Genomic DNA, 6,114 nt, shown 5'->3' on the forward strand with positions numbered 1-6,114 from the left:
AAGAGTCTGGTCAATGACGCTAATCCTGGTATAGCTACAGTGATGAAGTNATGTGATGCTTTGGGGACTAAAGATGACTGTAGAGGCGGTTGAATCTTCAGATTAGGTGCGCAAAGAGATGGTGTATGCGTAAATAGATGTGTGCGACACGCCGGTGGGGCTAGTGTTTTGTAGGTGTGTGGGGGTGTGGGTTGCGTGGGGTGGGTGTGGTGGTGTATTGTTTTTATTCGCTGCCTGATACGGCATGAATCACTTTTTTCTTGGTTTTGTGGTTTGTGTGTGTTTGTGTTGTGGTGGTTTGAGAACTCAAGAGCGTGTTTTGTACTACTTTTTATGTTTTGATAATGCCAGTGATACTCGCCCGTGTATATGGGTACTTGGAAGAGTTTAATGAGTGTCTATTTTTGTGCGTTGAATGACTTTTTAGTTGTTTTTCGTTGATTTTCTTTTTTTATTGAGTCATTTGTTTGACTCTCTCACGATTTTTTTGTGGAGGGTTTGATTCTGGCTCAGGACGAACGCTGGCGGCGTGCTTAACACATGCAAGTCGAACGGGATCCATCTTAGCTTGCTAGGGTGGTGAGAGTGGCGAACGGGTGAGTAACGCGTGATCAACCTGCCGCATAGTGGGGAATAGCTCCTGGAAACGGGTGGTAATGCCCTATGCTCCAACTACTCGCATGGGTTGTTGGGAAAGCCTTGTGTGCTATGTGATGGGATCGCGTCCTATCAGCTTGTTGGTGGGGTAGTGGCCTACCAAGGCTTCGACGGGTAGCCGGCCTGAGAGGGCGACCGGCCACATTGGGACTGAGATACGGCCCAGACTCCTACGGGAGGCAGCAGTGGGGAATATTGCACAATGGGGGGAACCCTGATGCAGCGACGCCGCGTGCGGGATGACGGCCTTCGGGTTGTAAACCGCTTTTATTAAGGAGCAAGCGAGAGTGAGTGTACTTTTTGAATAAGCACCGGCTAACTACGTGCCAGCAGCCGCGGTAATACGTAGGGTGCAAGCGTTGTCCGGAATTATTGGGCGTAAAGAGCTCGTAGGCGGTTTGTCGCGTCTGGTGTGAAAGTCCATCGCTTAACGGTGGATCTGCGCTGGGTACGGGCAGGCTAGAGTGTAGTAGGGGAGACTGGAATTCCCGGTGTAACGGTGGAATGTGTAGATATCGGGAAGAACACCAATGGCGAAGGCAGGTCTCTGGGCTATGACTGACGCTGAGGAGCGAAAGCGTGGGGAGCGAACAGGATTAGATACCCTGGTAGTCCACGCCGTAAACGGTGGATGCTGGATGTGGGGCCCTTTCCACGGGTTCTGTGTCGGAGCTAACGCGTTAAGCATCCCGCCTGGGGAGTACGGCCGCAAGGCTAAAACTCAAAGAAATTGACGGGGGCCCGCACAAGCGGCGGAGCATGCGGATTAATTCGATGCAACGCGAAGAACCTTACCAAGACTTGACATAATTACGACTACTCTAGAGATAGGGTTTCCTCTTTTGGGGCGTTTTTACAGGTGGTGCATGGTCGTCGTCAGCTCGTGTCGTGAGATGTTGGGTTAAGTCCCGCAACGAGCGCAACCCTTGTCTTGTGTTGCCAGCACGTTATGGTGGGAACTCACAAGAGACCGCCGGGGTTAACTCGGAGGAAGGTGGGGATGACGTCAGATCATCATGCCCCTTACGTCTTGGGCTTCACGCATGCTACAATGGCCGGTACAGCGAGGTGCGATAGGGTGACCTGGAGCGGATCTTGTAAAACCGGTCTCAGTTCGGATTGAAGCCTGCAACTCGGCTTCATGAAGGTGGAGTCGCTAGTAATCGCAGATCAGCAGTGCTGCGGTGAATGCGTTCCCGGGCCTTGTACACACCGCCCGTCAAGTCATGAAAGTGGGCAACACCCGAAGCCGGTGGCCTAACAGTTTACTCTGGGGGAGCCGTCTAAGGTGAGGTCCGCGATTGGGACTAAGTCGTAACAAGGTAGCCGTACCGGAAGGTGCGGCTGGATCACCTCCTTTCTACGGAGAATATGAAGACTCATGGTTATGAGTCGAAGGATACACAATCATTGTTCTGCCTGGAGTACTGGGTGGGGGTTGTGTCTGGTGTGGAAAAATTATCGAGACTAGAGTTTTACGAAATGTGCTTTTGGGTTCCCGGACCGCGACTTCGTGGTTGGGAGCAAAATACCCGCTACTTTCACGGCATGGTTGTGACTGTGTTGGTGTGGTGGTGTGGTGTGGTGGTTTGAGAACTGGATAGTGGACGCGAGCAAACAAGTTTTTGCTTGTTTGTTGCAATTTCAACGGACTCAATTGTTTTGTTGGGTTTGTTGGATCGTTTTTGTGATCATTTGTGTGATGATTGTGTTGTCTAGGAATTTATGTTGTTTTTGATAGGGTCTTAACGTTATGGACTGTTTGTTGGTTTGTTGTTAAGGGCTTAGGGTGGATGCCTTGGCACATGGGAGCGATGAAAGACGTGGGAGGCTGCGATAAGCCTTGGGGAGCTGTCAACCGAGCTGTGATCCGAGGATTTCTGAATGAGGAAACTCACCACAGACGAATCTGTGGTACCCGAACTTTTGTTTTGGGGGCGTACGTAGGGAAGTGAAACATCTCAGTACCTACAGGAAAAGATATTCCGTGAGTAGTGGCGAGCGAAAGCGGAGGAGACTAAACCATGCGCGTGTGATACTTGTCAGGGGTTGCGTGTGTGGTGTTGTGGGATGTTCTCGTACTGGTTCTGACAGGCTGGTGAGGGAGTGATAAAAGATTGTGTGAGTTGAACAGGATTGAATGCCTGGCCGTAGAGGGTGATGGCCCCGTAGATGGTAATGCAGTCTCTTTCTGGAGAATATGTCCCGAGTAGCACGATACTCGTGGAATGTCGTGTGAATCTGCTCAGACCGTTGGGTAAGTCTAAATATATCTGTGTGACCGATAGTGGACGAGTACCGTGAGGGAAAGGTGAAAAGTAGTCCGGGAGGACAGTGAAATAGTTTCTGAAACCGTGAGCTTACAATCCGTCAGAGCCTTTCGGGGTGATGGCGTGCCTATCGAAAAATGAGTCTGCGAGTTAGTGGTATGTAGCGAGGTTAACCCGTGTGGGGGAATCGTAGCGAAAGCGAGTCTGAATAGGGCGTTTAGTTGCATGCTCTAGACCCGAAGCGGGATGATCTATCCTTGAGCAGGTTGAAGCAGGGGTAAGACTTTGTGGAGGACCGAACGCACCTAGGTTGAAAACTGGGGCGATGACTTGTGGATAGGGGTGAAAGGCCAATCAAATTCCGTGATAGCTGGTTCTCTCCGAAATGCATTTAGGTGCAGCGTCAGTTTATAGTTTCCAGGGGGTAGAGCTACTGGATGCTTGCGGGCCTATTGTTGGTACCAATAGCAGCCAAACTCCGAATACCTGTGAAGTGTTTTCTGGCAGTGAGTCAGCGGGGGATAAGCTTCGTTGTCGAAAGGGAAACAGCCCAGATCGTCGTTTAAGGTCCCTAAGCGTGTGCTAAGTGGGAAAGGATGTGGAGTCGCATAGACAGCCAGGAGGTTGGCTTAGAAGCAGCCATCCTTGAAAGAGTGCGTAACAGCTCACTGGTCTAGTGGTTCCGCGCCGACAATGTAGCGGGGCTCAAGCACACCACCGAAAACGCGGCACTCAGCCTTGTGGTTGGGTGGGTAGGAGAGCGTTCCCTACTGGGGTGAAGCAGGCGTGGAAACGTTTGTGGACTGTAGGGAAGTGAGAATGCAGACATGAGTAACGAAAGACGGGTTAAAATCCCGTCCGCTGGATGACTAAGGGTTCCAGGGCCACGTTCATCGTCCCTGGGTGAGTCGGGTCCTAAGGCGAGGCCGACAGGCGTAGTCGAATGGGTGAAGGAGTTGATAGTCTCCTACCAGTGTTTCATCGTCCAGATCTGAGGCATGCGATACTAACATTGTTTTCTTTGAGTTTTCACTTTCGGGTGTTGATTCTTGGATTATTCTGGAACTGAGTGTGTAGTAGGGTAGCATAGGAGGGACGCATTGGGATAGCTGACATGTCAGGTGGTTTTGGCATGGTAAGCACGCAGCCCGGCCGGTAGGTAAATCCGCTGGCCGTGAGGGTGAGGTGTGACGCGCACTTGCTTGTGCAGGTGTTTTGGTGATTCTTGGTGTCAAGAAAATCTTCGATGTGAGATGGGATACTGCCCGTACCCTAAACCGACACAGGTGGTCAGGTAGAGAATACTAAAGCGATCGAGTGAATCCTGGTCAAGGAACTCGGCAAATTACTCCCGTGCCTTCGGTATAAGGGAGACCCCTGATGGTGAGGATACTTGCTGTTGGAGCTGTTGGGGGTGGCACAGACCAGGGGGTAGCGACTGTTTACCAAAAACACAGGTGCATGCGAAGACGTAAGTCGCTGTATATGCACTGACGCCTGCCCGGTGCCGGAAGGTTAAGAGGATCCATTAACCCTTTAGGGGGTGAAGTGGTGAATTTAAGCCCCGGTAAACGGCGGTGGTAACTATAACCATCCTAAGGTAGCGAAATTCCTTGTCGGGTAAGTTCCGACCTGCACGAATGGCGTAACGACTTCCCCACTGTCTCGACCAGGAGCTCGGTGAAATTGCAGTACGAGTAAAGATGCTCGTTAAGCGCAGAAGGACGAAAAGACCCCGGGACCTTTACTATATCTTGGTATTGGCATTCGGTGTGGATTGTGTAGTATAGGCGGGAGACTGTGAAGCGTGCGCGCTAGCGTGTGTGGAGTCGCAAGGTGAAATACCGTTCTGTTTATATTGGATGTCTAACCTCGACCAGTTATCCTGGTTAGGGACAGTGCCTGGTGGGTAGTTTAACTGGGGCGGTTGCCTCCTAAAGAGTAACGGAGGCGCTCAAAGGTTCCCTCAGCCCGGTTGGTAATCGGGTGTTGAGTGTAATTGCACAAGGGAGCTTGACTGTGAGACTGACGGGTCGAGCAGGGACGAAAGTCGGAAATAGTGATCCGGTGCCGGCGTACGGACGCGGCATCGCTCAACGGATAAAAGGTACCCCGGGGATAACAGGCTGATCATTCCCAAGAGTCCATATCGACGGGATGGTTTGGCACCTCGATGTCGGCTCGTCGCATCCTGGGGCTGGAGCAGGTCCCAAGGGTTCGGCTGTTCGCCGATTAAAGCGGCACGCGAGCTGGGTTCAGAACGTCGTGAGACAGTTTGGTCTCTATCCTCTGCGCTCGTTGGAATTTTGAGGAGTCCTGCCCATAGTACGAGAGGACCTGGGTGGACGAACCTCTGGTATGCCAGTTGTCACGCCAGTGGCATGGCTGGTTAGCTACGTTCGGGTGAGATAACCGCTGAAAGCATCTAAGCGGGAAGCTTTCTCCAAGATCAGAATTCCTAGCGGATTTAGAGCCGCGTGAGACTCCTTGTAGAACACGAGGTGGATAGGCTAGGCGTGGAAGCATGGTAACGTGTGGAGCTGACTAGTACTAACAGTCGAAAACAAACCAACAATCATATCTTAAGCATCATGAATCTTTCTGCAACACTGGAATACAGTGATCACGAAAACGATTTTCGCGTCTACTAGCCGGTCCCCAAACCACCACGTATAATAGAATATGATTACACAAGATTTTTGTGGTGGTCTTGGCCTCATGGATACGCCCAGTCTCCTTTCCGAACCTGGTAGCTAAGCGTGAGCACGGTGATGGTACTGCACTCGATAGGGTGTGGGAGAGTAACACACCGCCACAAATAATACTTCATTGATAAGGGAAGCACCTAAAAAGGTTGCTTCCCTTTTTCGCATATGTGTACGCGGATAGCGTGATATACTGAGTGTATGCCCGTGGCGCACCTCCTTTCTTATTGGTGATTTGTTAGCATTGTTTCATCACGCGCCACGGGTATGTATCGTTTTCGCTCCGCTCCGAGTGCTTACACACTTATTCGTCTTCTATAATAGTTAGATTATCCATCCTTCGCGAGGTGACTTCACCGGGTAGGGTTTTGAGCTTATCAGTTCTCGCGCGCGTAACATTACGTGCCTAGTAAGGTGCTCTGATATGCACTTTCGGGCTAAATGAGATACGTGCACTCTACACGTACCAGACTTTCGGGCTA

The 6,114-nt window shown here is 51.1% G+C and carries 3 rRNA genes; all 3 read left to right on the forward strand.

Annotated features, from left to right (window positions below):
* The first annotated feature begins 486 nt into the window (after window positions 1-486).
* The 3 genes from ALMA_RS07945 to rrf all read left to right on the forward strand — a co-directional run bounded on the left by ALMA_RS07945 (window position 487) and on the right by rrf (window position 5,745).
* Window positions 487-2,017, forward strand: a 16S ribosomal RNA gene (locus ALMA_RS07945).
* Window positions 2,018-2,423: 406 nt separating this feature from the next.
* Window positions 2,424-5,500 (forward strand): 23S ribosomal RNA (locus tag ALMA_RS07950).
* A 127-nt stretch (window positions 5,501-5,627) separates the two neighbouring features.
* Window positions 5,628-5,745, forward strand: a 5S ribosomal RNA gene (rrf, locus tag ALMA_RS07955).
* The 16S, 23S and 5S rRNA genes sit together here, the layout of an rRNA operon.
* The last annotated feature ends 369 nt before the right edge of the window (window positions 5,746-6,114 follow it).

This window comes from Alloscardovia macacae, from assembly GCF_002259705.1.
GTDB lineage: Bacteria > Actinomycetota > Actinomycetes > Actinomycetales > Bifidobacteriaceae > Alloscardovia > Alloscardovia macacae.